Annotated in this window: 19 protein-coding genes; 2 read left to right on the forward strand and 17 right to left on the reverse strand. The window is 71.9% G+C overall.

What is annotated here, in order from left to right; all coding sequences use genetic code 11:
* Nucleotides 1–62: 62 nt before the first annotated feature.
* The 11 genes from ACFWRV_RS23500 to ACFWRV_RS23550 all read right to left on the reverse strand — a co-directional run bounded on the left by ACFWRV_RS23500 (nt 63) and on the right by ACFWRV_RS23550 (nt 16968).
* Nucleotides 63–1766, reverse strand: coding sequence for a proline--tRNA ligase (locus ACFWRV_RS23500; protein WP_384337605.1), 1704 nt, complete (start codon nt 1764–1766; stop codon nt 63–65).
* Between the two features lie 69 nt (nt 1767–1835).
* Nucleotides 1836–2411, reverse strand: a complete 576-nt coding sequence (locus tag ACFWRV_RS23505) for a GNAT family N-acetyltransferase (protein ID WP_384337607.1) — start codon at nt 2409–2411, stop codon at nt 1836–1838.
* Between the two features lie 61 nt (nt 2412–2472).
* The gene (locus tag ACFWRV_RS23510; RefSeq protein ID WP_384337609.1) at nt 2473–3318 is read right to left on the reverse strand and encodes a GNAT family N-acetyltransferase; all 846 of its coding nucleotides are present in this window, start codon (nt 3316–3318) and stop codon (nt 2473–2475) included.
* 152 nt (nt 3319–3470) lie between these two features.
* The gene (gene ispG, locus ACFWRV_RS23515) at nt 3471–4625 is read right to left on the reverse strand and encodes a flavodoxin-dependent (E)-4-hydroxy-3-methylbut-2-enyl-diphosphate synthase (RefSeq protein ID WP_384337611.1); all 1155 of its coding nucleotides are present in this window, start codon (nt 4623–4625) and stop codon (nt 3471–3473) included.
* Between the two features lie 181 nt (nt 4626–4806).
* Entirely contained in the window at nt 4807–6117 is a 1311-nt protein-coding gene (locus ACFWRV_RS23520) for a M50 family metallopeptidase (protein ID WP_384337613.1), read from the reverse strand.
* Complete coding sequence (gene dxr, locus ACFWRV_RS23525; protein ID WP_384337615.1) at nt 6114–7367, reverse strand: 1-deoxy-D-xylulose-5-phosphate reductoisomerase; 1254 nt, start codon at nt 7365–7367, stop codon at nt 6114–6116. The genes ACFWRV_RS23520 and dxr overlap by 4 nt, the downstream gene beginning before the upstream one ends.
* Nucleotides 7368–7437: 70 nt before the next feature.
* Complete coding sequence (gene aroA, locus ACFWRV_RS23530; RefSeq protein WP_384337617.1) at nt 7438–8679, reverse strand: 3-phosphoshikimate 1-carboxyvinyltransferase; 1242 nt, start codon at nt 8677–8679, stop codon at nt 7438–7440.
* 138 nt (nt 8680–8817) lie between these two features.
* On the reverse strand, nt 8818–10773 hold the full coding sequence (locus ACFWRV_RS23535) for an acyl-CoA dehydrogenase family protein (RefSeq protein WP_384337619.1): 1956 nt from the start codon (nt 10771–10773) through the stop codon (nt 8818–8820).
* Nucleotides 10774–11016: 243 nt separating this feature from the next.
* Nucleotides 11017–12462, reverse strand: a complete 1446-nt coding sequence (locus tag ACFWRV_RS23540; RefSeq protein WP_384337621.1) for an aldehyde dehydrogenase family protein — start codon at nt 12460–12462, stop codon at nt 11017–11019.
* A 224-nt stretch (nt 12463–12686) separates the two neighbouring features.
* Nucleotides 12687–14261 carry a PucR family transcriptional regulator gene (locus ACFWRV_RS23545; protein ID WP_384337623.1) on the reverse strand — a complete coding sequence of 525 codons (1575 nt, stop codon included), beginning with the start codon at nt 14259–14261 and terminating at the stop codon, nt 12687–12689.
* Between the two features lie 187 nt (nt 14262–14448).
* Nucleotides 14449–16968, reverse strand: a complete 2520-nt coding sequence (locus tag ACFWRV_RS23550; protein ID WP_384337625.1) for an ATP/GTP-binding protein — start codon at nt 16966–16968, stop codon at nt 14449–14451.
* A gap of 264 nt (nt 16969–17232) precedes the next feature.
* On the opposite strand from ACFWRV_RS23550, the gene gabT reads away from it, so the two are divergent.
* Complete coding sequence (gene gabT / locus ACFWRV_RS23555; RefSeq protein WP_384337627.1) at nt 17233–18573, forward strand: 4-aminobutyrate--2-oxoglutarate transaminase; 1341 nt, start codon at nt 17233–17235, stop codon at nt 18571–18573.
* Nucleotides 18574–18792: 219 nt separating this feature from the next.
* Nucleotides 18793–19641, forward strand: a complete 849-nt coding sequence (locus tag ACFWRV_RS23560) for a phosphatase PAP2 family protein (RefSeq protein ID WP_384337629.1) — start codon at nt 18793–18795, stop codon at nt 19639–19641.
* Here ACFWRV_RS23560 and ACFWRV_RS23565 read toward each other — a convergent pair.
* From ACFWRV_RS23565 to ACFWRV_RS23590, 6 genes are all read right to left on the reverse strand, one after another.
* Nucleotides 19592–21415, reverse strand: a complete 1824-nt coding sequence (locus tag ACFWRV_RS23565) for a chitinase (protein ID WP_384337631.1) — start codon at nt 21413–21415, stop codon at nt 19592–19594. The two genes, ACFWRV_RS23560 and ACFWRV_RS23565, sit on opposite strands and share 50 nt — an antisense overlap.
* A gap of 90 nt (nt 21416–21505) precedes the next feature.
* Nucleotides 21506–21994 (reverse strand): hypothetical protein, encoded by a 489-nt coding sequence (locus ACFWRV_RS23570; protein WP_384337633.1) that lies wholly within the window; start codon nt 21992–21994, stop codon nt 21506–21508.
* Between the two features lie 137 nt (nt 21995–22131).
* A complete protein-coding gene (locus ACFWRV_RS23575) occupies nt 22132–23547 on the reverse strand; it encodes an NAD(P)/FAD-dependent oxidoreductase (protein WP_384337634.1) in 1416 nt (471 codons plus the stop codon).
* Between the two features lie 23 nt (nt 23548–23570).
* Nucleotides 23571–24374 (reverse strand): ABC transporter permease, encoded by an 804-nt coding sequence (locus tag ACFWRV_RS23580; protein WP_384337636.1) that lies wholly within the window; start codon nt 24372–24374, stop codon nt 23571–23573.
* A complete protein-coding gene (locus tag ACFWRV_RS23585) occupies nt 24374–25315 on the reverse strand; it encodes an ABC transporter permease (RefSeq protein WP_384337638.1) in 942 nt (313 codons plus the stop codon). The genes ACFWRV_RS23580 and ACFWRV_RS23585 overlap by 1 nt, the downstream gene beginning before the upstream one ends.
* The gene (locus ACFWRV_RS23590; RefSeq protein WP_384337640.1) at nt 25312–26469 is read right to left on the reverse strand and encodes an ABC transporter ATP-binding protein; all 1158 of its coding nucleotides are present in this window, start codon (nt 26467–26469) and stop codon (nt 25312–25314) included. The genes ACFWRV_RS23585 and ACFWRV_RS23590 overlap by 4 nt, the downstream gene beginning before the upstream one ends.
* Nucleotides 26470–26518 lie beyond the last annotated feature (49 nt).

Raw genomic sequence — 26518 nt, forward strand, 5'->3', positions numbered from 1 at the left:
CCGTACGAGGAGGGCCCCCCCGCACGGTGCGCGGGGGCCCTCCTCGTGGGCGGTGTGCGGGATCAGGCCAGGTCGGCCGTCAGGCGGGCGATCGCCTCGTCGACGGTCAGCTCCTCGCGCTCGCCGGTGCGGCGGTCCTTCAGCTCCAGGACGCCGTCGGCGGAACGGCGGCCGGCGACCAGGATCTTCGGCACGCCGATCAGCTCGGAGTCGGTGAACTTCACGCCGGGCGAGACGCCGGGGCGGTCGTCGACCAGGACGCGCAGGCCCGCCGCGTTGAGCTTCTCCGAGACCTCCAGGGCCAGCTCGGTCTGGAGGGCCTTGCCCGCGGCGACGACGTGGACGTCGGCCGGGGCGACCTCGCGGGGCCAGCACAGGCCCTTGTCGTCGGCGGTCTGCTCGGTGAGGGCGGCCACCGCGCGGGAGACGCCGATGCCGTACGAGCCCATCGTGACGCGGACGGGCTTGCCCTGCTGGCCGAGCACGTCGAGCTGGAAGGTGTCGGCGTACTTGCGGCCGAGCTGGAAGATGTGGCCGATCTCGATGGCGCGGTCCAGGGTGAGGCCGGTGCCGCACGCGGGGCAGGGGTCGCCCTCCTCGACCACGACGACGTCGAGGTACTGGTCGACCTCGAAGTCGCGGCCCGCGACCACGTTCCTGGCGTGCTTGCCCTCCTTGTTGGCGCCGGTGACCCAGGCGGTGCCGGGGGCGATGCGGGGGTCGGCGAGGAAGCGGACCTTCTCCAGGCCCTGCGGGCCGACGTAGCCGCGTACGAGGTCGTCGCGGCCGACGAAGTCCTCGGCGGTGACCAGCTCGACGACGGCGGGCGCGAGGTGCTCGCCGAGCTTGCCGAGGTCGACCTCACGGTGGCCGGGGACGCCGACGGCGACGATCTCGCCGTCCACCTTGACCAGCAGGTTCTTCAGGGTGGCGGAGGCGGGGACGCCGAGGTGCGCGGCGAGCGTCTCGATGGTCGGGGTGTCGGGGGTGTCCAGCTCCTCGACCGCCCCGTGCGCCGAGCCGTCGACCGGGGCGAGCGCGAAGGTCACGGCCTCGGTGTTGGCGGCGTAGTCGCAGTTCGGGCAGTCGGCGAAGGTGTCCTCACCGGCGGCGGCGGGGGCGAGGAACTCCTCGGAGGCGGAGCCGCCCATCGCGCCGGAGACGGCGGAGACGATGCGGTGGTCCAGGCCGAGGCGCTCGAAGATCTTGATGTACGCGGCCCGGTGCAGGGCGTAGGAGTGCGCGAGGCCCTCGTCGGTGGTGTCGAAGCTGTACGAGTCCTTCATGTGGAACTCGCGGCCGCGGAGCACGCCGGAGCGGGGGCGGGCCTCGTCGCGGTACTTCGTCTGGATCTGGTAGAGCATCACCGGCAGGTCCTTGTAGGACGTGCACTGGTCCTTGACGGTCTGGGTGAAGATCTCCTCGTGGGTGGGGCCGAGGAGGTAGTCGCCGCCCTTGCGGTCCTTGAGGCGGAAGAGCAGGTCGCCGTACTCCTCCCAGCGGCCGGACGCCTCGTAGGGCTCCTTGGGCAGCAGGGCGGGCAGCAGGACCTCCTGGGCGCCGATGGCGTCCATCTCCTCGCGGACCACGTGCGAGATGTTGTCCAGGACCTTCTTGCCGAGCGGGAGCCAGGACCAGATGCCGGCCGCGTTGCGGCGGACGTACCCGGCGCGGACCAGCAGCTTGTGGCTGAGCGTCTCGGCGTCCGCCGGGTCGTCGCGCAGTGTCTTGATCATCAATCGGGACATGCGCTGGACCTGGGCCATGATGAACTCCTGCTCGCAAGGGTGGTGAGCCCGAGGTTAACCGGGCGGTGCGGGCTGGCGGAAATCCATTCAGGCCCCGGGCCTCGCACGCAGCAGCGGCAGGGGCGCGCCCATGACCGCGTACGGCTGCGGGGCGCTCGGGAAGACGACCTGGCGGGCGAGGTCGCGGTAGCCGAGCGAGCGGTACAGGGCGCGGGCCGGGCTCTCCTTGTCGATCGCCGAGAGGATCGACCTGGGGTGGCCGACGGCGTCGGTGATGCTGGTGATCAGGGTGCGGCCGATGCCGTGCTGCTGGTGTTCGGGGTGGACGTGGAGCTCGGTGATGACGAAGGAGTCGTCGAGCCAGCCGTCGGACCCGGTGGCCCGCAGATAGGGCTCGACCACGGTGGACCACCACTGGGCACGGTCGTTGGGCAGTCCGTAGACGAAGCCTACGAGCCGCCCGTCGGGGGCGGTGGCGCCGAGCGCCCGGGCGTGGGGGTGTTCCAGGTGCCTGAGGACGATGTGGCGGCGTACGTCGATCTCGTCCTGGCTCAGTCCGAAGGCGGCCGCCTGGACGTGCAGGGCTTCGTCGACGCGGGCGGCCAGGTCGACGGGGCCGATCTCGACGTCGGGTCGTGCGGGGCCTTCTGCGGGGGCTGCCATGCCGGAACCCTACTGGCCGGGCCGGATGCCGCGGTACGCCCGGCGGCTCGGAACAGCCCGCTCAGAACAGGACGCTCATGAACGCGCCGACCTCGCGGAAGCCGACGCGGCGGTAGGCCTTGCGGGCGGCGGTGTTGTAGTCGTTCACGTAGAGGCTGACGACGGGGGCGACGTCGGCCAGGGCGTAGCGCAGGACTGCGGCCATGCCCGTCTCGGAGAGGCCCTTGCCGCGGTGTTCGGGGGCGACCCAGACGCCCTGGATCTGGCAGGCCTGGGGGGTGGCCGCGCCGATCTCCGCCTTGAAGACGACCTTGCCGTCGTCGATGCGGGCGAAGGAGCGTCCGGTGCCGATGAGTTCGGCGACGCGGGCCTGGTAGAGGAGCCCGCCGTCGCCGGCGAGCGGGGAGATGCCGACCTCCTCGGTGAACATCGCCACGCAGGCCGGCATCAGGACCTCGGTCTCGTCCTTGCGGATGCGGCGGACGAGCGGGTCGGGCGTGACGTCGGCGGCGAGGCTCTCGGTGACCATGAGCGGCTGGTTGCCGCGGACCTCGCGGGCGGGTCCCCAGGTCGGTTCGAGGAGCCGCCACAGCTGGGTGGTGGGTTCGGCGGGGCCGACGATGGAGGAGCAGCGGCGGCCGGCCCGGCGGGCCCGGTCGGCGAAGGCGCGGACGGCTTCGGGGCCGGCGCAGATGGGGACGAGGTTGGCGCCGGAGTAGCACAGGGAGCGGAGCCTGCCGTCGGCGTACCAGCCCCACATCTCGCCACCGAGGCGCCAGGGGTCGAGCCCGGCGACCTGCACGCGGGACGTCACGAAGGCGTTGGCGACGGGTTCGCTCTCCAGAATGGCGAGTGCGGCGCCGAGGTCGCTGGGTTCGAGGACCCGGGTGGTGGTCTGCGTCAACACGAGGGGGCCTCACCATACGGTCTGCTGATTTCCGCACTGTAACCGACGGGGCACGCGAACGCCGCCCGAGTCCGGGAGACGGCTTCGGCGGACGCCGCCGCCCCGCCGGACACGAGGTCGGGCGGGGCGGCGGTTGGCTGGAGAGGCACGGGTCAGCTGATGGAGACCTCGGGCTCGCCGGACATGATGCCGTCCTTCTCCATCTGTTCGGCGATCTTCAGGGCCTCTTCGATGAGGGTCTCGACGATCTTCGACTCGGGGACGGTCTTGATGACCTCGCCCTTCACGAAGATCTGGCCCTTGCCGTTGCCGGAGGCGACGCCGAGGTCGGCCTCGCGGGCCTCGCCGGGGCCGTTGACGACGCAGCCCATGACGGCGACGCGGAGCGGGACCTCCATGCCCTCCAGGCCGGCGCTGACCTGGTCGGCGAGCTTGTAGACGTCGACCTGGGCGCGGCCGCAGGACGGGCAGGAGACGATCTCCAGGCGGCGCTGCTTCAGGTTGAGCGCCTCCAGGATCTGGAGGCCGACCTTGACCTCCTCGGCGGGCGGGGCCGAGAGGGAGACGCGGATGGTGTCGCCGATGCCCTCGGAGAGGAGGGCGCCGAACGCGACGGCCGACTTGATGGTGCCCTGGAACGCCGGTCCGGCCTCGGTGACGCCGAGGTGCAGCGGGTAGTCGCTCTGGGCGGCGAGCTGGCGGTAGGCGTTGACCATGACGACCGGGTCGTTGTGCTTGACCGAGATCTTGATGTCGCCGAAGCCGTGCTCCTCGAAGAGGGACGCCTCCCACAGGGCGGACTCGACGAGGGCCTCGGGGGTGGCCTTGCCGTACTTCTTCAGGAGCCGCGCGTCCAGGGAGCCGGCGTTGACGCCGATCCGGATGGGGGTGCGGGTCTCGGAGGCCGCCTTCGCGATCTCCTTGACCTTGTCGTCGAACTGCTTGATGTTGCCCGGGTTCACCCGGACCGCCGCGCAGCCCGCGTCGATCGCGGCGAAGACGTACTTCGGCTGGAAGTGGATGTCGGCGATCACCGGGATCTGCGACTTCCGGGCGATCGTGGCGAGCGCGTCGGCGTCGTCCTGCGTCGGGCACGCGACCCGGACGATCTGGCAGCCGGACGCCGTCAGCTCGGCGATCTGCTGGAGCGTCGCGCCGATGTCCGACGTACGGGTCGTCGTCATCGACTGCACGGAAACGGGTGCGTCGCCGCCGACCGCGACCGTGCCGACCTGGATCTGTCGGCTGACCCTTCGGTCGGCGAGCTTGGTCGGAACGGCCGGCATTCCGAGAGAAATCGCAGTCATGCGCTGTGCATCCCCAAGGTGTGGATCAAGGTCCCGAGATCGGCGGGCTCCAGGCTTCGAGGTTACGGCACCGGAGCCGGGACGGACGCACCGTGTCGACAAGTCCACCCCTTGGTGAGCGGCCGGACACAACGCGTGTGCCCGGCCGACACCTGTGGGACAGATGGCGCGGAAGGGGCGATCAGGAGATCTTGACGGGGTTCACGATGTCGGCCACCAGGACCAGCAGCGTGAAGCAGATGAAGATCCCGGCGACCACATAGGCGACCGGCATCAGCCGGGCCACGTCGAACGGGCCCGGGTCGGGGCGCCGGAAGACCTTGGCCACGTTGCGCCGCAGCGACTCCCACAGCGCGCCCGCGATGTGCCCGCCGTCCAGCGGGAGCAGGGGCAGCATGTTGAACAGGAACAGCGAGAGGTTGAAGCCCGCGAGCAGGAACAGCATCATCGCGACCTGGTTCTGCGCCGGGATGTCGAGGTTCATCACCTCGCCGCCGATCCTGGCCGCGCCGACCACGCCGACCGGCGAGTCGTCGGCCCGTTCGCCGTCGCTGAAGGCGGCGTCCCAGAGGGCGGGGATCTTGGAGGGCAGGGCGATGATGGAGTCGACGCCGTTCTCGATCATGTCGCCCATGCGGACGACGGAGTCGCCGAAGCCGAGCGGCACGATCTCGGTCTGCGCGGCGAAGCCCAGGTATCCCGCCTTGACGAACTCGTTCGGGATGACCTCGCCCCTGCTGTCCTTCTTGGCGACGTCGTTCTCCCGCAGGACGGCGTTGAGGGTCACTTCCCTGCCGTCGCGTTCGACGACGATGGCGGCGGGGCCGATCGTCTCGCGGATGCGGTCCGAGAGCGTCGCCCAGTCGTCGACCTTCGTCCCGGCGAAGGCGACGATCTTGTCGCCCTCGCGGAGCCCGGCGGCCTTGGCGGGCGAGGCGTCGTCGCCGGGCTTGCAGTCCTGGCGCTTCTCGCTCTGCGCGATCACGCACTGCTGGACGCCGCCGACCTCGGTGGTCTGGGTCTGGAAGCCGAAGGTCATCGCGACGCCCATGAAGATGGCGACCGCGAGGACCAGGTTCATGAAGGGGCCGGCGAACATGACGATGACGCGCTTCCACGGCCTGCGCGTGTAGAAGAGCCGCTTCTCGTCGCCCGGCTCCAGCTCCTCGAAGGCGGCGGAGCGGGCGTCCTCGATCATGCCGCGCCAGGGGGAGGTGGAACGGGCTTCGAGCCGGCCGTCGGGACCCGGCGGGAACATCCCGATCATCCGGATGTAGCCGCCGGCCGGGATGGCCTTGATGCCGTACTCCGTGTCGCCCTTCTTCTTCGACCAGATCGTCGGACCGAAGCCGACCATGTACTGCGGGACCCGGATGCCGAACATCTTGGCCGTGGAGAGGTGGCCCAGCTCGTGCCAGGCGATGGAGAAGAGCAGGCCCACGACGAAGACGGCGATCCCCAGGACCGTCAGCAGGACCGAGGTCAGACTCATGCGCGCGCCTCCGCTGTGACTTTCGCCGAGAGTTCCCGGGCCCGTGCGCGGGCCCACGTTTCCGCTTCGAGGACGTCCGCGACGCTGAGCGAGGTTCCCGGGGCGGGGGTGCCGTGTTCGTGCACCACAGCCGTGACCGTATCCATGATTCCGTTGAAGGGCAGCTGTCCGGCGAGGAAAGCGTCGACGCATTCCTCGTTCGCCGCGTTGAAAACGGCCGGCGCGGTGCCGCCGAGCCCGCCGACGTGCCGGGCGAGACCGACGGACGGGAAGGCCTCGGTGTCCAGCGGGAAGAACTCCCACGTGGAGGCCTTCGCCCAGTCGAAGGCGGGGGCCGCGTCCGGGACCCGCTCGGGCCAGCCGAGGCCGATGGCGATGGGGCCGCCCATGTCCGGCGGGGTGGCCTGGGCGAGCGTGGAGCCGTCGCTGAACTCGACCATGGAGTGCACGTAGGACTGCGGGTGGACCACCACCTCGATCCGGTCGAAGGGGACGTCGTAGAGGAGGTGCGCCTCGATGACCTCCAGGCCCTTGTTGACCAGGGTCGCGGAGTTGATCGTGATCACCGGGCCCATCGCCCAGGTCGGGTGGGCGAGGGCCTGCTCGCGGGTGACGTCGGCCAGTTCCTCGCGCGTACGGCCCCGGAAGGGTCCGCCGGAGGCGGTGACGACGAGCTTGCGGACGTCGGCGCGGGTTCCGGCGGCCAGCGCCTGGAAGAGGGCGGCGTGCTCGGAGTCGACCGGGATGATCTGGCCGGGGGCGGCGAGCGCCTTCACCAGCGGGCCGCCGACGATCAGCGACTCCTTGTTGGCGAGGGCGAGCGTGCGGCCCGCCTTGAGCGCCGCGAGGGTCGGGGCGAGCCCGATGGAGCCGGTGATGCCGTTCAGCACGGTGTGGCAGTCGCTCGCGGCGAGGGTGGTGGCCGCGTCGGGTCCGGCCAGGACCTCGGGGAGCGGCTCCCCGGCCCCGTACCGCTCACGCAACGCCTCGCGCAGGGCGGGGACCGCTCCCGGGTCGGCGACGGCGACCGTGCGCGCCCGCAGCCGGTGGGCCTGCTCGGCCAGCAGGGCGACCCGGCCGCCGGCGGCCGAGAGCGCCGTGACCCGGAAGCGGTCGGGGTTGCGCAGGACCAGGTCGATGGCCTGGGTGCCGATGGACCCGGTGGAGCCGAGGATCACGAGATCCCGGCGGCCGTCCGCGGCGTCGAAGACGAGATGCGGATCGGCGAGGGGGGCGGGGCTGTCGCTCATGCCCCCATTGTTGCCGCTCCGGCTGTGTGCGGGGACAGCGCGTCCCGGTGGGGCGTACCCGCGACCCCGTTCAGCGCCCTTCGAGGTCGTGCGCGAAGTCCGCGAACACCTCGTGGAACTGCGGGAACGTCTTGCGTACGCAGCCGGGGTCGTCGTACGTCAGGCCGGGGGTGCGCAGCCCGGCGACGGCGAAGGACATCACGATGCGGTGGTCACCGTGGGTGACGATCTCGGTGGGCTTCGGCGTACCGGGGTGGATCTCGATCCGGTCGGGGCCCGTGTGGACGGTGACGCCCATGGCGCGCAGGTTCTCGGCGCACGCCTCCAGCCGGTCGCACTCCTTGACCCGGGTGTTGGCGACGTCCTCGATGGTGACGGGCCCGTCCGCGTACGGCGCGATGGCGGCGAGGGTCGGCATGGTGTCGGAGATGTCGCGCATGTTGACGGTGATCCCGCGCAGCCGGCCTCCGGAGCGCACGGTGGTCGCGTCGGGGCCCACCTCCACCTCGGCGCCCATGGCGCGCAGGACGTCGACGAAGCGCAGGTCGCCCTGGAGCGCGCCGATGCCGAGGCCGGGGACGGTGACCTCGCGGCCGGTGAGGGCGGCTGCGGCGAAGAAGTAGCTCGCGGTGGAGGCGTCGGGCTCGACGGCGCAGGCGGTGGCGCGGTAGCCGCCGGGAGGGACGGCGAAGGTGTTCCCCTCCCGCAGCACCTCCACGCCGAAGTCGCGCATCATCGCGAGGGTGATCTCGACGTACGGCGCGGAGACCAGTTCGGTGACCTCGATGCGCAGGCCGTTCGCGGTGAGCGGTCCGAGCATCAGGAGGGCGGTGAGGTACTGGGACGACTCCCCCGCGTCCAGGGTGAGTTCGCCGCCCTCGATCCCGGCGGCGCGCACGGTCAGCGGGTGGTGTCCTTCCGCTCCCCCGTGGCTCAGGTCGACGCCGAGGGCGGTGAGGGCCCGGGTGAGCGGGGCGAGGGGGCGGCGGCGCATCTGGGCGGAGGCGTCGAAGCGGTACGTGCCGGAGGCGGCGGCCGCGACGAGGGTGGGCAGGAAGCGGGCGGTGGTCGCGCCGTCGCGGCAGAAGACGTCGGCGTCGGGGACGGCGGGCCCGGCCGGGCGGCCCTCGATGTGCCAGCGGTCGGCCTCCTGCGTGACCGCGTACCCGAGGTCCTTCAGGCCTTCGGCGAAGCCCTCGGTGTCGTCCGAGCGCAGCGGCCGCAGCAGGGTGGTGGTGCCGTCTGCCGCGGCGGCCAGGAAGAGGGCGCGGGCGGTGACGGACTTGGAGCCGGGGATGTCGATGACGGTCACGGCGATCATCCTGCCCTGCGGCGGGCGGGCCGGGCGGGGTGCGTCCGGTGCGTGGACGCGGGGACGCACCCCGTACGGTCTCGTGCCCGGGGCGTGTCCGGCGGATCCTGGCCGGGTCCCTGATCCGCCGGACACCTCCTAGCGCACCGGTCGGTGCCGGTTCTCCTGGGCGGAGGGGCCCGGGGTGGCATCCGCGATCCAGGGGCCCTCGCCGCTGGGGTCGATGACCCCCTCCTCCAGCCAGGTGTACGTCCCCGACAGGACGCCGTCGACCACGCGCCGGTCGAGGTCGTCGGTGTTGGACCACAGCCGGGTGAACAGCTCCTCGACCCGGATGCGGGCCTGCTCGCAGAAGGCGTCCGCGAGCTGGTAGGCCTCGCGGCCGTGCTCCTCCGCCCCGCGCAGGTGCTCGGCGCGGACGCAGGCGGCGCTCATCGCGAAGAGTTCCGCCCCGATGTCGACGATCCGGCCGAGGAAGCCCTGTTTGGTCTCCATCCGGCCCTGCCAGCGGGACATGGCGTAGAAGGTCGACCGCGCGAGCTTGCGCGATGCCCGCTCGACGTACCGGAGGTGCCCGGAGAGGTCGCGATGCCCGCTGGGGTGGAACTCGGCGTACGTGCGGGGCAGTTGACCCGGACCGGCGACGAGTTTGGGCAGCCAGCGGGCGTAGAACCCGGCGGCGTTCGCGCCCGCCTTCGCCTTCGCGGAGAGCGGTTTGTCGGGGTCGATGATGTCGCCCGCGACCTTCAGGTGGGCGTCCACGGCCTCGCGGGCGATCAGCAGGTGCATGATCTCGGTGGAGCCCTCGAAGATCCGGTTGATCCGCATGTCCCGGAGCATCTGCTCGGCGGGCACGGCGCGTTCGCCTCGGGCGGCCAGCGACTCCGCGGTCTCGAAGCCCCGGCCGCCGCGGATCTGGACCAGTTCGTCGGCGATGAGCCAGCCCATCTCGGAGCCGTACAGCTTGGCGAGTGCGGCCTCGATGCGGATGTCGTTGCGGTCCTCGTCGGCCATCTGCGAGGAGAGGTCGACGACGGCCTCCAGGGCGAAGGTGGTGGCCGCGATGAAGGAGATCTTCGCGCCGACCGCCTCGTGCTTGGCGACGGGCCGCCCCCACTGCTCGCGTACGGCGGACCATTCGCGGGCGATCTTCAGGGACCACTTGCCCACGCCCACGCACATCGCGGGCAGCGAGAGGCGGCCGGTGTTGAGGGTGGTCAGGGCGATCTTCAGCCCGGCCCCCTCGGGCCCGATCCGGCAGGCGCCGGGGACCCGGACGCCGTGGAAGCGGGTGACGCCGTTCTCGATGCCGCGCAGGCCCATGAAGGCGTTGCGGTGCTCCACGGTGACGCCGGGGGCGTCGGCCTCGACGACGAACGCGGTGATGCCGCCGCGGTGGCCCTCGGAGGCGGGGACCCGGGCCATGACGACCAGGAGGTCGGCGACGACGCCGTTGGTGGTCCAGAGCTTCACCCCGTCCAGGACGTAGTCCGGCCCGTCGGGCACCGCGGTGGTGGCGAGGCGGGCCGGGTCGGAGCCGACGTCCGGTTCGGTCAGCAGGAAGGCGGAGACGTCGGTGGTGGCCAGCCGGGGCAGGTAGACGTCCTTCTGCTCCTGGGTGCCGAAGATCTTCAGGGGCTGCGGTACGCCGATCGACTGATGGGCGGAGAGCAGCGCGCCGATCGCGGGGCTGACGGAGCCCACGAGCGCGAGGGCCTTGTTGTAGTACACCTGGGTGAGTCCGAGCCCGCCGTACTTGGTCTCGATCTTCATCCCGAGGGCGCCGAGCTCCTTGAGCCCGTTGATCACCTCGTCGGGGATCTTCGCCTCGCGTTCGATCCGGGCGCTGTCGATGCGCGTCTCGCAGAACGTACGCAGCCGCGCCAGGAACTCCTCTCCGCGCCGTATGTCGTCGGGCGGTGGCAGGGGGTGCGGATGGATCAGGTCGAGCCGGAAACGCCCCAGGAACAGCTCCTTGGCGAAGCTGGGCTTGCGCCAGTCCTGCTCCCGGGCGGCCTCGGCGACCCGTCGCGCTTCACGTTCGGTGACCTTGGGGGCCATGGGGACCTGGGGCGTGTTGTGTGGTGCGGACATGAGGGACCTCACCTCGCCGCGCGTCGCAGGACGGGTGGACCTGAACCTGGACACACGGATCGCTAGTCGCTGCTTACTGGTCCGTATGTAACCCGTGTACCCGTGGTTCGGCACCCGCACCAGCCCCCGCGCACGGACACGCGGACGGCCCGAACCCCCGCACAGTGGGTTCGGGCCGTCCGTTGCGCGCCCCCGCCCGCGCTCGCTGTCCGGGCGGAAGGCGGGCGGGGGTCGTCCGGGGTGTTACAGGGCGAGGCCCGTCAGGACCAGGACACGCTCGTAGGTGTAGTCGTCCATGGCGTAGCGCACGCCCTCGCGGCCGACGCCGGACTGCTTGGCGCCGCCGTACGGCATCTGGTCGGCGCGGTACGAGGGGACGTCGCCGATGATCACGCCGCCGACCTCCAGGGCGCGGTGGGCGCGGAAGGCGGTCTGCAGGTCGTGGGTGAACACGCCTGCCTGGAGGCCGTACTTGGAGGAGTTGACGGCGGCGAACGCCGCCGCCTCGCCGTCGACCTTCTGGAGCGACATGACCGGGCCGAAGACCTCTTCGCAGGAGAGCGTGACGTCGTCGGGGAGGCCGGCGAGGACGGTCGGGGCGTAGGTGGCCCCGTCGCGCTTGCCGCCGGTGAGCAGTTCCGCGCCGCCCTGGACGGCCTCGTCGACCCAGGACTCCACGCGCCGGGCGGCGTCCTCGCTGACGAGGGGGCCGACATCGGTGGCGGCGTCGGCGGGGTCGCCGGTGACCAGGGCCTCGACGGCGGCGACGATCTTCGGGACGAGCCGGTCGTAGACCGAGGCGTCGGCGATGACGCGCTGCACCGAGATGCAGGACTGGCCGCCCTGGTAGTTGGAGAAGGTGGCGATCCGGGTGGCCGCCCAGTCCAGGTCCGCCTCCGAGGCGTAGTCGCCGAGGACGACCGCCGCGCCGTTGCCGCCGAGCTCCAGGGTGCAGTGCTTGCGGGGCACCGACTCCATGATCGCGTAACCGACGGGGCCCGAGCCGGTGAAGGAGATGACCGGGAGGCGCTCGTCCTGGACCAGGGCGGGCATCTTGTCGTTCGGGACCGTCAGGACGGACCAGGAGCCGGCCGGGAGGTCGGTCTCGGCCAGCAGCTCGCCCAGGATGAGGGAGGAGATGGGGGTGGCGGGGGCAGGCTTCAGGATGATCGGGGCGCCGACGGCGATGGCCGGGGCGACCTTGTGGGCGCTGAGGTTGAGCGGGAAGTTGAAGGGCGCGATGCCGAGGACGGCCCCGCGCGGGAAGCGCCGGGTCAGCCCGAGGCGGCCGGTGCCGCCCAGGTCGGTGTCGAGCCGCTGGGCCTCGCCGCCGTTGAAGCGGCGGGCCTCCTCGGCGGCGAACCGGAACACGGACACGGCCCGGCCGACCTCGCCGCGCGCCCACTTGATCGGCTTGCCGTTCTCCGCCGAGATCAGCTGGGCGATCTCCTCGGTGCGCTCCGTCAGCCGCCGTACGACGTGGTCGAGGGCCGCGGCCCGTACGTGCGCCGGTGTGGCGGCGAACTCGTCGCGTACGGCGTGGGCGGCGGCGACGGCCTCCTCGACCTGGGCGTCGGTCGGCACGCTGACGGTGCCGACGAGGCGTCCGTCGTACGGGTTGGTGACGTCGAAGCTGTCGGCACCGGTGGCCTGGCGGCCGGCCACCCAGAAGGCGTGGGGCGAAGTCATGGAGGTTCCGGCCCTTCGGAGGTCGTGAGGAGGTCGTGAGGAGGTCATGACGGAGATCGTGACGGAGGTCGCGGGCGCCCGGAAGGCTCCCCTCTGTGGTCCCACGGTAGGGCGGGGAGGCGCTCAGGGCGTTTGTCCGGCGTGGAGCGGAGCGGGGGCCGGGTGCTCCGAATTGGCGGAAGGGCCACCCGTGGCGCGCGAGCCGTGCGCTCGACGGGCGGTGTTCAGTCCTCGGCGGGCACGCTCGCCGCCGTCGCCTTGAGGGCGAGCCACAGCTCCATGCGGACGTCCGGGTCGTCCAGGGAACGGCCCAGGATCTCCTCCACCCGGCGCATCCGGTAGCGCAGGGTGTGCCGGTGCACGCCCAGGTCGGCGGCGGCGGCGTCCCACTGGCCGTGGCGGGAGAGCCAGGCGCGCAGGGAGGCCACCAGGTCGCCGCGGCCCTTGGCGTCGTGCTCGTACAGGGCGCGGAGCATGCCGTCGGCGAAGGCCCGTACCGCGTCGTCGGCGAGCAGCGGGAGGACGGAACCGGCGGCCAGCTCCTCGTGCTCGACCAGCGCCCGGCCCCGGCGGCGGGCGACGGAGAGGGCCTGTTCGGCCTGCTTGTACGCGGCGGAGACGGCGATCGGGCCGGAGGGGGCGGAGAGCCCCACCACGACGTCGCTGTCCTCGGCGCCGCCCTCGCGCGGGGCGCGGTCGTCCTGGGCCTCGGCGTAGGAGGCGCAGGCGGCGACGGCGGACCCGCCGTCCGCGGCGAGCACGACGACGCGCTCGGCCTCGGGGACCAGGAGCAGGGCCTCGCCGGTACGGGCGGCGGCGGCCTCCATCGTCTCGGTGAGCAGCTCGGGCCCGGCGGGTGCGGAGGCCTCGGCGATGAGCAGCCGGAACGGGGCGTCGAGCAGCTCGCCGTACAGGTCCCCGGCGACGGCCCGCGCGTGGTCGGGCTGCCCGGCGAGCAGCATGCGCAGGACGGCGGCGCCCAGGCGTTGTTCGGCGCCCTGGAGCGAGCGGGAGCGGGCGGTGGTCAGGGTGAGCAGGGCGACGGCGGAGTGCACGGCGTACCGCTCGGCGGTCCCGAGCGCCGCTCCCGTCCCGACGGCCAGCGCGCCGCGGGCCCGGCGGCCGGTCCCCAGGGACTGCAGCTCCACCCGGTCCTCGTTGTCGCCGACGACGATGCTGGCGGGGGCGGGTCTGTCCCGGAGGCGTTCGACGTCGGGGGTGAGACGGGCGGCGCGACGGGCGGCCCAGTCGGGGGCGGCGGCGAGGACCGCGCCGGAGGTGTCGTACAGGGCGGCCCAGCCGTCGATGTGGACGGCGAGCCGGGCGAGGAGATCGGCGGGCCCGTCCCCGGCGAGCGCGGCCTTGGTCAGCTCGCGCTGGGCCTCGAAGCCGGCGGTGACCGCGCGGTACTGGTCGGCGGCGATGGCGGCGGAGACGGCCTTGCTGATGGCGAGGAAGGGGGTGCGGCGGGGGACTTCGAGGAGCGGGAGGCCCGCCTCCTCGGCGGCTTCGACGAGCGCTTCCGGGACGTCCTCGTAGTTCACCCCGACCGCGAATCCGACCCCGGCGACCCCGGCCTCGGCCAGCCGCCGCACGTAGCGCCGCATGGAGTCGGCGTTCTCGGCGTCCAGGTTGGTGGCGGTCACGAGGAGGAGTTCGCCGCCGTCCATGTACGGGACGGGGTCGGCCAGCTCGCTGGCGTGGGCCCAGCGCACGGGGGTGTCGAGCCGGTCCGCGCCCGCCCGGACGGTGAGCTTGAGCGCCGAGTGCTGGACGAGCGAGGCGAGCGTGGGGGGCATGGGCGGGGAACCCTCAAGGTCGGGGACGAGGTCGTGGGTGCCGCCGTACGGACGGCCGGTTCGCCGGCCGAAACGGTGGCCCCGAATTTCGCCGTCCCGTATGAACGGCTACCTCCGATTCTGCCAGGGCGGCAGGGTGCCGGTCACCGCTCTCCGTCGACCTTCGCGTTACTTCCGGGTAGCGGTCTCAGCCGTCGAGGTGGACGAGGAGGGGGGGTGCGTGTTCGCCCTCGACGTTGGCCAACCGGATGACCGCGTGGCCGGCCGGGACCGCGTACGCCAGCTCCGAGGCCGACCAGCGCTCCCGCTCGACCTGCCGTACGGTCACCGCGTCCGTGGTCACGGCCTTGCCGGTGACGAGCTTGCGCAGGGCGTGCAGGGCGCGGGTGAAGGGCTGGTCGGCGAAGACGGTGTGCTGGGCGACCTCGCGGGTCTCCACCCATTCCTTGCCCCAGGCCTCGGCGAAGCGTTTGCCGTCCCAGGTGGTGATGCCGGAGAAGGCCGCCGTGCAGCCGACCGCACCGAGCAGCGGGGTGTGCAGGGCTTCGGGGACATCGTCGACGGTACGCAGGGCGAGCACCGCCCCGGCATTGACCGAGCGCAGCCGGCGGATGCCGCGGACGGTCTCGGCGGTGACGGCGTGCGTGGCGTCGTCCAGGACGAGACAGACGAAGAGCGTGGTGTCGGTCCGGGCGGCGGTGATCGCGGTGAACTGGGCGAGGAGCAGCCGGGTGAGCAGCCGGGACGCCTCGGCGTGGCCGCGCTCCGGCAGGTCGACGCGGACCCGCAGCGGATGCTGGCCGAGTGCGCGCAGTGCGAAGGGGCGGGCGTCCGGGCCGGTGGCGAAGAACCCGGTGAACGTGGGCCGGTCGAGCAGGGCCACCCGGTCGGCGAGGACCGGTGCCGGGTCGCCGGGGCCGCCCGACTGCCGGGACCGCGCGTCCAGTTCGCGGAGCATCGTGTGGTGGCCGGCGGCTTCGAGCGAGGAGCGGAGGCCGGCGAGGGCGGCCGGTGTGCCGTCGAGGAGCTCGCGCAGCTCGGGTACGGAGGGGAAGTGGCCGTGGGCGGCGCGGTACGGGCCGAGCAACTGGGCGAGGACGGTGGCGGCGCGGCGGCTGTCGAGGCTGCCGACATCGCCGACGAGTCCTTCCGCGAGGACGGCTGCCGCCTCGTCGGGGTCGGTGGTGCCGCCGTACAGGTCGATGTCGTGGGCGGAGCCGGGGTGGCCGAGGCGGACGACGACGTCGAAGGCGTCGTCCGGGCCGAGCGGCTCGCCCGCCCCGCCGACGGCGAGGACCGCCGCCTGTCCGGCCAGTGCGCGCAGTGCGAGCCCCTCGACGAGCGGCCGGACCAGCCGGGCGGACTTCCCGGCGCCGGGCGGTCCGACGGCGAGCAGGGAGGTGCCGAGCAGCGCGGGATCCAGGGCGAGGCCCGTGCCCCGGCGGACGTAGGGGTTGTGCGGGTCCTCGGCGCACCGGCCGACCCTGACCTGGCCGGTGAGCACGTCGTGGCGGGCGGTGCGCCGGGGCAGGTCGCGGTCGCCGGAGGGGTGCAGCGCGGCGGCCCCGCCGGTCCGCAGGACGGCCTCCGCGAGGGGGGCGAGCCGCTCGGGCCGCCTGGTGGCGAGCGTCCAGGCGTGGCGCAGCCGGGCGACGTCCACGTCGTTCATCCGGCCGGTGCGGACCTCGGCGGTGAGGGTGTCCGCGGCGTCGGTCCAGCCGGCGGCGCGCAGTTCGGGCCACTGGTCGGCGGAGGTCGTGGTGGCCGGGCCCGCCTCGGCGGCGGGTGCCAGGGCGCCACTCCCCCGGCGGGCGGCGATCAAATCGCGCCAGCGGCCGAGCCGGGCGAAGGGCCAGAGGACGGCGGCGGCGATCAACGTGTAGATCACGTTGACGACGGCCTGGCTCTGGTAGATCTCGCCGCCCGCGACGGAGGCGACCAGGACCAGGACGGGGCGGACGACCGGGAGCGCCTCCTTCCAGACGAGCAGCTGGGTCAGGCCCGCCGCGGCGGCCGCCGCGAGGGCGAGGAAGGGCTGCCCGCGCTCGGCGACGTGGCGGCGGAAGAGCTCGGAGAAGTTGCCGATCCGGCCGCAGCCGTAGACCAGCAGGCCAAAGAGGATCGCCTCGTAGACCGTGAGGGCGTCGCTGCCCTCGATGGTGCGGGGGCCACCGGACGTGCCCGGGTTCCACCACTCTCCCGGGGTGAAGAGCTTCAGCGGGACGAGGCGGTAGGGGAGGTAGCCGTTGCGCCACAGCGACCACAGCAGCAGCGCGGACAGCAGCGCGATCAGGGCGCCGACCACGAGCGACCGGTCCGAGACGCCCTCGGGCTCCTCGGGCGGCGGCGGGGTGTAGCCGTACCGCCAGACGCCCGGTTCCTGCGGCGGGCGGGGCGTGCGCAGCCAGGCGTCGACCGGGGCTCCGGGGGCCGGCTGCTCGGCGGGCGGGGCCGCTGCGGGCCCGGCCGGACGGTGCTTCCCCGGCGGGGCCGATGCGGGCCGGGGAGGCCGGTGCCCCACCTGCGGGGCCGACGTGGGCCCGGAGCCCTGGTGCCCGGCCGGCGGACTCCCGGGCCGGTCGGCCGGATGCGCGCCGGCGGCGGGCGGGGGCACGCGCGGCGGGGTCGTGGGCGGTGGCGGAACGGCCGGTCCGGGGACCCTGTCCGCGCTCGGTCCCCGTACACCCCGCGTGCCGTCGTCGTCCATGAACCACTGCCCCCTTGACCTGCCGGTCCGTCCGCTGCCCCGGTCAATCTAGTGGGCGCACACGGTGAGTTCAGCAACGCGCCCGGATAGTGACCGTCCGGGCGCGTGTCGCCCCGGGCCCGCCGATGCCCGCCGGCCGTCCGCCATCTGTCCGCCAAGGACAAGGACACACCCCCACCACTCCCGATCGGAGCATGCCCGCACCCCTCCCCCGCCCCTAGCCTGCGATAAGAAGAGCGTCCGAAACACCCCCAGGAGCCCCTCATGACCGCAATCCCGCAGGAGCGCCGCGTCGTCACTGCCATCCCCGGCCCGAAGTCCGTCGAGCTGCAGGCTCGCCGTACGGCGGCCGTCGCCGCAGGTGTGGGCTCCACCCTGCCGGTGTTCACCGCCCGCGCGGGCGGCGGGATCATCGAGGACGTGGACGGCAACCGGCTGATCGACTTCGGGTCCGGGATCGCCGTGACCTCCGTGGGCGCGTCCGCCGAGGCCGTCGTGCGGCGGGCCTCCGCGCAGCTCGCGGACTTCACCCACACCTGTTTCATGGTCACGCCGTACGAGGGGTACGTCGAGGTCTGCGAGCAGCTCGCCGAGCTCACGCCGGGCGACCACGCGAAGAAGTCCGCGCTGTTCAACTCGGGCGCCGAGGCCGTCGAGAACGCGGTGAAGATCGCCCGCGCCTACACCAAGCGCACCGCCGTCGTCGTCTTCGACCACGGTTACCACGGCCGTACCAACCTCACCATGGGCATGACGGCGAAGAACATGCCGTACAAGCAGGGCTTCGGCCCGTTCGCGCCCGAGGTCTACCGCGTCCCGGTGGCCTACGGCTACCGCTGGCCGACCGGCGCCGAGAACGCCGGGGCCGAGGCGTCCGCGCAGGCCGTCGACGCGATCACCAAGCAGATCGGCGCGGAGAACGTCGCCGCGATCATCATCGAGCCGGTCCTCGGCGAGGGCGGCTTCATCGAGCCGGCCAAGGGCTTCCTTCCGGCGATCGCGCGGTTCGCCAAGGACAACGGCATCGTGTTCGTCGCCGACGAGATCCAGTCGGGCTTCTGCCGCACCGGCCAGTGGTTCGCCTGTGAGGACGAGGGCATCGTCCCGGACCTGATCACCACCGCCAAGGGTATCGCGGGCGGTCTGCCGCTGTCCGCCGTGACGGGCCGCGCCGAGATCATGGACGCCGCGCACGCGGGCGGCCTGGGCGGTACGTACGGCGGAAACCCGGTCGCCTGCGCCGGCGCCCTCGGAGCCATCGAGACGATGCGCGAGCTGGACCTGAACGGGAAGGCCAAGCGGATCGAGGAGGTCATGAAGGGCCGCCTCGCCGAGATGCAGGCGAAGCTCCCCAACGGCGACATCATCGGCGACATCCGCGGCCGTGGCGCGATGATCGCGATCGAGCTGGTGAAGTCCGGCACGAAGGACCCGTACCCGGAGGCGGCCGCGCAGCTCGCCAAGGCCTGTCACGCCGAGGGGCTGCTCGTCCTGACCTGTGGCACGTACGGCAACGTCCTGCGCTTCCTGCCGCCGCTGGTGATCGGCGAGGACCTGCTGAACGAGGGCCTGGATCTGATCGAGCAGGCTTTCGGTCAGCTCTGATCCCGCCGGAGATGTCGTCGAAGGTGCCGTCGACGACCCCGCCCAGGATGCCGTCGAGGATTCGAGCCTGCATGCGTCGAACCGGAATGCGGGCGGCGGGCGGTTTCGGCGCGTCCGTCCGGCATCCGGGTGAGGGCCTGTGAAGAACGTGTGCGGGGGCGATGGCGGGAGGCGGTCGCGACTGTCGGCCGCCCCTCCGCTGCCGTACGGTTTCCACAGATGAGAGAAACACCTCGTCCGCGGGAAACCGCGGCCGACTCCGGGTCGGGGCTTCCCCAGCGCCGTCCGGGGCGTGCGTTCGCGCACACCGGAGCCGATGGCTCCGGGACTCCTCACCGATCGGACGGCCGCCCGCCCCATACCCCCCGGGGCGCGCGGCGAACCGATCTCGCCGGCCATCCCGGAACAATCCCCCCTGTTCCCGGGTGGCCGGCCCCCCTCGTCTCCGGCATCCTCGGTCTGCTCGCGGTCGTCTTCGCGCTGATCACCTGGCAGGTCGCCGTCGACGGTCCGCTCCTGCGGCTGGACGAGCGGGTGGGGGCGAGGCTGTTCGAGCGCGGTCCGGCCGGGCTGACCCAGGTCTTCTCCGACCTCGGCGGGATGGCGGTGGCGCTGCCGGTGATCACCGGCGTGCTCGCGTACGCCCTGTGGCACCGTGCCCTGCGACTCGCCGTGTACGCGGCCCTCACCATGGCGGCCGTGCCCGCGCTGGTGATCCCGCTGAAGGTGGCCACCGCCCGGCAGGGGCCGCTGACCGAGGCAGTCAACTACTACCCGTCCGGTCATACGGCGACGGCCGCCGTGGCGTACGGGGCCTCGGCCCTGGTGCTGCTGGCCCTGCCCCGTCCGGCGTGGCTTCGGGAGGCCTCCTGGCCCCGGACGTGGATGATGCCCGTCGCCGCGATCCTGCTGACCACGGCGACGGGCATCGGTCTGGTGCTGCACGGCTACCACTGGCCGCTGGACGTGCTGGCCAGTTGGTGCCTGGGGCCGTTGGTGCTGGCGCCCCTGTGGTGGGTCAGTTGCCGAAGTAGGCGTCGAAGTTCTTCGAGAACTCCCCGTTGTTGAAGCGGTCCCAGTTGATGGACCAGGTCATCAGGCCGCGCAGGTCGGACCAGGTGCCGTGGGTCTGGTAGGAGCCGCAGTCGGTCTTCTTGATGAGGCAGTCGAGCGCCTTGTTGACCTCGGCCGGGGTGGTGTGGCCGTTGCCCGCCTGGGTGGAGGCCGGGAGGCCGATGGCGACCTGGTCGGGGCGCAGGCCCGGGAAGACGCGGCTCGTGTTGCCCGCGACCGGGAAGCCGGCGAGCAGCATGTCGGTCATCGCGATGTGGAAGTCCGCCCCGCCCATGGTGTGGTACTGGTTGTCCAGGCCCATGATCGGGCCCGAGTTGTAGTCCTGGACGTGCAGCAGCGTCAGGTCGTCGCGCAGCGCGTGGATCACCGGCAGATACGCCCCGGCGCGCGGGTCCTGGCCGCCCCAGGGGCCCGAGCCGTAGAACTGGTAGCCGAGCTGGACGAAGAAGGTCTCCGGCGCCATGGTGAGGACGAAGTCGGAGCCGTACTTCGCCTTGAGGGACTTCACCGCGGAGATCAGGTTGACGATCACCGGTGAGGTGGGGCCGCGGAAGTCGGTGTCGCCGGTGTTCAGGGAGAGCGAGTGACCCTCGAAGTCGATGTCGAGGCCGTCGAGACCGTAGGTGTCGATGATCTTCGAGACCGAGGTGACGAAGGCGTCCCGGGCGGCGGTGGAGGCCAGCTGGACCTGCCCGTTCTGGCCGCCGATGGAGATCAGCACCTTCTTGCCCGCCGCCTGCTTGGCCTTGATCGCGGCCTTGAACTCCGTCTCGGACTCGACGTTCGGGCACTCGGCGACCGGGCAGAGCGAGAAGCGGATGTCGCCCGAGGTGACGGAGGTGGGCTCGCCGAAGGCGAGGTTGATGACGTCCCAGGAGTCGGGCACGTCCGCCATCCGCGTGTAGCCGGAGCCGTTGGCGAAGCTGGAGTGCAGATAGCCGACCAGCGCCCGGGCGGGGAGCTTGGTGTCGCCGCCTCCGCCGCCCGCCGTGGTGGTCACGCTGAGCGCCGCCGACTTCGCGGACTCGCCGGCCGCGTTGGTGGCGGAGACCTGGAAGCTGTACGCGGTGGAGGGGGTCAGGCCGGTGACCGTGGCGGAGGGGCCGGTGGCCGTGGCCACCTTCGTACCGCCGCGGTAGACGTGGTAGCCGCTCGCGCCGGACACGGCGTTCCAGGAGAGCGCGACGGAGGTGGCGGCCGTCGCGGTCTGCTGGAGGCCCGCGGGGACGGCCGGGATGACCACGGGGTCGCCGCCGGGGCCGACGAGGGTGAGGTCGTCGACGTAGTGGGCGGGCGTGCCGTACCAGCCGTGGGTGTAGACGCTCACCGAGGTGGTGTTCGGGCCGGTGGTGAACGTGGTGGTGAGCTGCTTCCAGGCTCCGGAGGACTGGGTCCAGGTGGAGACGTCGGTGGTGCCGGTGCCGGTGGCGCCGAGGTAGACGTGGCTGCCCTGTACCCAGGCGCTCAGCGTGTAGCGGGAGTTGGGCTTCACGGTGACGCTCTGGGAGCACTTGGCGTTGTCGCTGCCCGCCGGGGTCGCCTTCAGCGCCTTGGCGCCGCCGTGCACGGGGGTGGAGACGGCCGCCCCGCTGGCGGCCGTGCAGTTCCAGCCGTCGAGTCCTGACTCGAAGCCGCCGTTGCGCGCCACGTCCACGTCCGCCGCGCCGGCCGCCGGCGCCGTGGCGACCAAGGCGCCGGCGGCGAGCACGGCGGCCGTACAGGCGGCCAGAAGTCCGGAGAATCTGACGGTTGGTCCGGTGCGTTCCACAACAGCCTCCGCGCAGGGGGAAGTCGGCGAGTGACGTGCGCACAACATGGTCCAGACCAATGAGGTTGTCAAGACCTCTGGCGGCCGGCCTCAGCCCTCCGGGCGCCTCCCCGGACGACGGCCCTCCTCGCGGGCGCTCCCGGCGGCGCCCGCCGCCTCGTGCATCGCGAGTTCGAGGAGTGCCGGGTCGGTGAGGGTCCCCGAGCCGTCCGGCGGGACCAGCCAGCGCACTCCCCCGGTGGCGCGCCCCGGATACGGGACGACGATCCAGGTGCCCTGGCCGCAGCCCCTGATCCCGGTGCCGATCCAGCGGGAGACCGTGCCCGGTGGAACGAGGAAGCCCATGCGGGACTCCCCGAAGTCGGCGAGGACGGGACCCGGACGGTCGATCAGGCGGGTGAGGACGTCGAGCGTCGGATAGCCCAGCTCACCCGGAAGGATCAGTACGTCCCAGCGCCTGCCGGCGGGAAGGAGCGCGATCCCCTGCGGGTTGCGCTCCCATTCCCACCGGCAGGCGCTGGGGTCCGGTGCCACCGATGTGAGCCACTCGACCGCGGCTTTCGTCTCCGGTCCCGTCATGACCTGCCTCCCGTTGACGTGAGCACCGGCAGGGTCCTGCCGGTGCGTACACGTGCGAGAGAGCGCTCGGCCGCGACTATGACGCGGGTTCGGGCTACCAGTTGGTAGTGAAGTGGGTCACACTGTTGGACAGGGTGTCAGCTGTCGAAGCCGAGCCCGAGCCTGTCCATGGCCTTCAGCCACAGGTTGCGGTGCCCGCCGTTGCTGTCGGCGCGGGCCAGGGACCGCTTGGTGATCTCGATCCCGGCCCAGGCGAAGGGCTCCGGCGGGAAGGGCATCGGCTTGGAGCGGACCATCTCCAGCCGGGTCCGCTCGGTCTGCTTCCCGGAGAGCAGGTCGAGCATCACATCGGCCCCGAACCGGGTCGACCCGACGCCGAGACCGGTGAATCCGGCGGCGTAGGCGACCCGCCCCTGATGGGCCGTTCCGAAGAATGCCGTGAAGCGGGAACAGGTGTCGATCGCGCCGCCCCAGGCGTGCGAGAAATTCAGCCCGGAAAGCTGCGGAAAGCAGGTGAAGAACTGCTCCGCCAAGGTCAGGAACGTCTCCGGGCGCTGGTCGAGATCGGCGCTGAGCCGGCCCCCGTACGGATAGATCGCGTCGTATCCGCCCCACAGGATCCGGTTGTCCGCGGAAAGCCGGAAGTAGTGGAACTGGTTGGCGCTGTCGCCGAGCCCCTGGCGGCCCTTCCAGCCGATGGACGCGAGCTGCTCGGGGGTGAGCGGTTCGGTCATCAGCGCGTAGTCGTAGACCGGCACGGTGTACGGGCGGACCCGCTTGACGAGCGAGGGGAAGATGTTGGTGCCGAGCGCGACGCGGCGGGCGAAGACGCGGCCGTACGGGGTGCGGACCGCCATTCCCGTACCGGAGCGGACGAGGTCCAGGCCGCGCGTGGACTCGTAGATCCGTACGCCCAGGTCCTGGCAGGCCCGCTTCAGGCCCCAGGCGAGCTTCGCCGGGTGCAGCATCGCGACGCCGCGCCGGTCCCAGAGCCCGCCGAGGAAGGTGGGCGAGTCGACCTCGGCGCGCAGGGCGTCGCGGTCCAGGAAGTCCACGCCGGTGATGCCGAGCTCCACCAGCTCCTCGTGCCATTCCCGCAGCTCTTCGAGCTGGTGCGGCTCGGTGGCGACGTCGATCTCGCCGGTCCGCTCGAACTCGCAGTCGATGCCGTAGCGGGCGACGGCGGCCTCGATGGCGTCGAGGTTCCGCTCCCCCAGCTCCTCCAGCTTCGCGATCTCGTCCGGCCAGCGCTCCACGCCGTTGGCCAGACCGTGGGTGAGGGAGGCGGCGCAGAAGCCGCCGTTGCGGCCCGAGGCGGCCCAGCCCACCTCGTGCCCCTCGATGAGGACGACGTCCCGGTCGGGGTCGCGCTCCTTGGCGATGAGCGCGGTCCACAGGCCGCTGTAGCCGCCGCCGATGACCAGGAGGTCGGTGTGCTCGTCGCCGGTGAGGGCGGGGAGCGCGTCGGGTTTGGCCGGGTCGTCGAGCCAGTAGGAGACCGGCTTGGCGCCGGAGAGCGCATGTGCGGCAGTACGCATGGCAGCTGGGGCCATGGTTTCCAACTCCTTCAGGAATTTCAGGGTCGAGCGTTGTTCTTGCGTCGGCTCGCTATGACCTGGCCGACGAGAACCACCGATATCGCAATGATGAACATCGCGGTGCCGATGACGTTGATCTGCACGGGCGTGCCGCGCTGTGCCGAACCCCAGACGAACATGGGGAACGTGACGGTGGAGCCCGCGTTGAAATTCGTGATGATGAAATCGTCGAACGAGAGCGCGAAGGCGAGCATCGCGCCCGCCGCGATGCCGGGGGCGGCGATGGGAAGGGTCACCCGGACGAAGGTCTGCACGGGGCCCGCGTACAGGTCGCGGGCGGCTTCCTCCAGTCTCGGGTCCATCGACATCACGCGCGCCTTGACGGCGGTCACCACGAAGCTGAGGCAGAACATGATGTGCGCGATCAGCACGGTCCAGAAGCCGAGCTGGGCGCCCATGTTCAGGAAGAGCGTGAGCAGCGATGCGGCCATGACGACCTCGGGCATCGCCATCGGCAGGAAGATCAGCGAGTTGATCGCGCCGCGCGCCCGGAACCGGTAGCGGACCAGCGCGAACGCGATCATCGTGCCGAGCGCGGTCGCCCCGAGCGTCGCCCAGAAGGCGATCTGGAGCGAGAGGGAGAGCGAGCCGCACAGGTCGGCGACGCCGCACGGGTCCTTCCAGGCGTCCAGCGAGAACTGCTGCCAGGCGTAGTTGAAGCGCCCGTTGGGCTTGTTGAACGAGAACACCATCACGACGATGTTCGGCAGGATCATGTAGGCGAGGGTCAGCAGACCCGCGATGACGACCAGGTTCCGGCGTATCCAGCGCAGTACGGGCATCAGACCAGGTCCTCCGTCCCGGAGCGGCGGATGTAGAAGGTGACCGCCAGCAGGACGATCGCCATGAGGATGAACGAGAGCGCGGCGGCCGTCGGATAGTCCAGGACCCGCAGGAACTGGCTCTGGATGACGCTGCCGACCATCTTGGTGTCGGTGGATCCGAGCAGCTCGGCGTTGACGTAGTCGCCGCTGGCCGGGATGAAGGTCAGCAGGGTGCCGGAGACGACGCCGGGCATGGAGAGCGGGAACGTCACCTTGCGGAAGGTGGTGGCGGGGGTGGCGTAGAGGTCGCCCGCCGCCTCGTGCAGCCGGCCGTCGATCCGCTCCAGCGAGGTGTAGAGCGGCAGGATCATGAACGGCAGGAAGTTGTACGTCAGACCGCAGACGACGGCCATCGGGGTGGCCAGGACCCGGTTGGACTCGGTCCAGCCGAGCCAGCTGGTGACGTCCAGGACGTGCAGGGTGTTGAGGACGTCCACGACCGCGCCGCCGTCGGCGAGGATCGTCTTCCACGCCAGCGTGCGGATGAGGAAGCTGGTGAAGAACGGGGCGATGACCAGCACCAGGACGAGGTTGCGCCAGCGGCCCGCCTTGAAGGCGATGAGGTAGGCGAGCGGGTAGCCCAGCAGCAGGCACAGGACCGTGGCGGTGCCCGCGTACAGCAGGGACCGGATGAACTGCGGGTAGTAGTCGCGCAGGGCGTCCACGTACGTCTGGAAGTGCCAGGTCACCTCGAAGCCCTGCTCCAGCGAGCCGGTCTGTACGGAGGTGGAGGCCTGGTAGACGAGCGGCAGGGCGAAGAAGACGACCAGCCAGAGGATGCCGGGGAGCAGCAGCCAGTAGGGGACGAGCCGCTTGCGGGTGGAGGGCCTCCGGAGCGTGAGCTTTCGGGGCTCCTGGGGTTCGGCGGGGGGCGCGGGCGGCGCCTCGGTGGCGCTCACTCGGCGTCCTCCACGCTCAGCGCGCCCGCGTCGATGTCCTGGGTGGCGTCGAGGCCGAAGGTGTGGGCGGGGTTCCAGTGCAGGACGACCTCGGCGCCGGGGGTCAGGCGCGTGTCCCTCTCGATGTTCTGCTCGTACACCTGGAGGGCCGTCCCGGCCGGGCTCTCGACGACGTACTGCGTGGAGACGCCGATGAAGCTGGAGTCGGTGATGCGGCCGGTGACGCGGTTGCGGCCGGCGGCTATGCCGTCGGCGTCGTCCGCGTGGGCCAGGGATATCTTCTCGGGCCGGATGCCGAGGAGGAGACGGCCGCCGGCTGCCGTGGAGGAGGCCGAACATCGCTCGCGGGGCAGTGCGAGCTTCCCGCCGCCCGCGGCCACCACCAGGTCCTCGCCGGTGGAGACGATCTCGCCCCCGATGAGGTTGGAGGTGCCGAGGAAGTTGGCGACGAAGGTGGTGCGGGGGTTCTCGTAGAGGTCGGCGGGGGCGCCGAGTTGCTCGACGCGGCCGCCGTTCATCACCGCGACGGTGTCGGCCATGGTCATGGCCTCCTCCTGGTCGTGGGTGACGTGCACGAAGGTGATGCCGACCTCGGTCTGGATCCGCTTCAGCTCCAGCTGCATCTGGCGGCGCAGCTTGAGGTCGAGGGCGCCGAGGGGTTCGTCGAGCAGCAGGACCTGGGGGTGGTTGATGAGGGCGCGGGCGACCGCGACGCGCTGCTGCTGGCCGCCGGAGAGCTGGTGCGGCTTGCGGCGGGCGAAGTCGCCGAGCTCGACCAGCTCCAGCATGTCGTCGACCTGCTTCTTGACCGACTTGATGCCGCGTCGGCGCAGCCCGAAGGCGACGTTCTCGGTGATGTCCAGGTGCGGGAAGAGCGCGTAGCTCTGGAAGACGGTGTTGACCGGCCGCTTGTACGGGGGCAGGTCGGTGATGTCCTTGTCCCCGAGGAAGACCGTGCCGGTGGTGGCCTCCTCCAGGCCGGCGATCATCCGCAGGGTGGTGGTCTTGCCGCAGCCGGACGCGCCGAGCAGGGCGAAGAACGAGCCCTGGGGCACGGTCAGGTCGAGCGGGTGCACGGCGGTGAAGGAGCCGTAGGTCTTGCTGATCCCGGCGAGGCGGACATCGCCGCCCGCGGTCTGCTGCTGCTGTGTCATGGGTCGCAGTCCCAGTGTGTTCGGGGGGAGTTCGGGGAGGGCAGGGCCG

The organism is Streptomyces sp. NPDC058576 (assembly GCF_042718715.1).
Taxonomy (GTDB): Bacteria; Actinomycetota; Actinomycetes; order Streptomycetales; family Streptomycetaceae; genus Streptomyces.

Bases quoted from the DNA above. Each gene is read 5' to 3' on its own strand.
- ACFWRV_RS23570 (WP_384337633.1), bottom strand. From the start codon at position 21,994: ATGACGGGACCGGAGACGAAAGCCGCGGTCGAGTGGCTCACATCGGTG.
- ACFWRV_RS23535 (WP_384337619.1), bottom strand. From the start codon at position 10,773: ATGTCCGCACCACACAACACGCCCCAGGTCCCCATGGCCCCCAAGGTC.
- ACFWRV_RS23545 (WP_384337623.1), bottom strand. From the start codon at position 14,261: ATGCCCCCCACGCTCGCCTCGCTCGTCCAGCACTCGGCGCTCAAGCTC.
- ACFWRV_RS23500 (WP_384337605.1), bottom strand. From the start codon at position 1,766: ATGGCCCAGGTCCAGCGCATGTCCCGATTGATGATCAAGACACTGCGC.
- ACFWRV_RS23540 (WP_384337621.1), bottom strand. From the start codon at position 12,462: ATGACTTCGCCCCACGCCTTCTGGGTGGCCGGCCGCCAGGCCACCGGT.
- ACFWRV_RS23505 (WP_384337607.1), bottom strand. From the start codon at position 2,411: ATGGCAGCCCCCGCAGAAGGCCCCGCACGACCCGACGTCGAGATCGGC.
- ACFWRV_RS23590 (WP_384337640.1), bottom strand. From the start codon at position 26,469: ATGACACAGCAGCAGCAGACCGCGGGCGGCGATGTCCGCCTCGCCGGG.
- dxr (WP_384337615.1), bottom strand. From the start codon at position 7,367: ATGAGCGACAGCCCCGCCCCCCTCGCCGATCCGCATCTCGTCTTCGAC.
- gabT (WP_384337627.1), top strand. From the start codon at position 17,233: ATGACCGCAATCCCGCAGGAGCGCCGCGTCGTCACTGCCATCCCCGGC.
- ispG (WP_384337611.1), bottom strand. From the start codon at position 4,625: ATGACTGCGATTTCTCTCGGAATGCCGGCCGTTCCGACCAAGCTCGCC.
- ACFWRV_RS23580 (WP_384337636.1), bottom strand. From the start codon at position 24,374: ATGCCCGTACTGCGCTGGATACGCCGGAACCTGGTCGTCATCGCGGGT.
- ACFWRV_RS23560 (WP_384337629.1), top strand. From the start codon at position 18,793: ATGAGAGAAACACCTCGTCCGCGGGAAACCGCGGCCGACTCCGGGTCG.
- ACFWRV_RS23550 (WP_384337625.1), bottom strand. From the start codon at position 16,968: ATGGACGACGACGGCACGCGGGGTGTACGGGGACCGAGCGCGGACAGG.
- ACFWRV_RS23575 (WP_384337634.1), bottom strand. From the start codon at position 23,547: ATGGCCCCAGCTGCCATGCGTACTGCCGCACATGCGCTCTCCGGCGCC.
- ACFWRV_RS23520 (WP_384337613.1), bottom strand. From the start codon at position 6,117: ATGAGTCTGACCTCGGTCCTGCTGACGGTCCTGGGGATCGCCGTCTTC.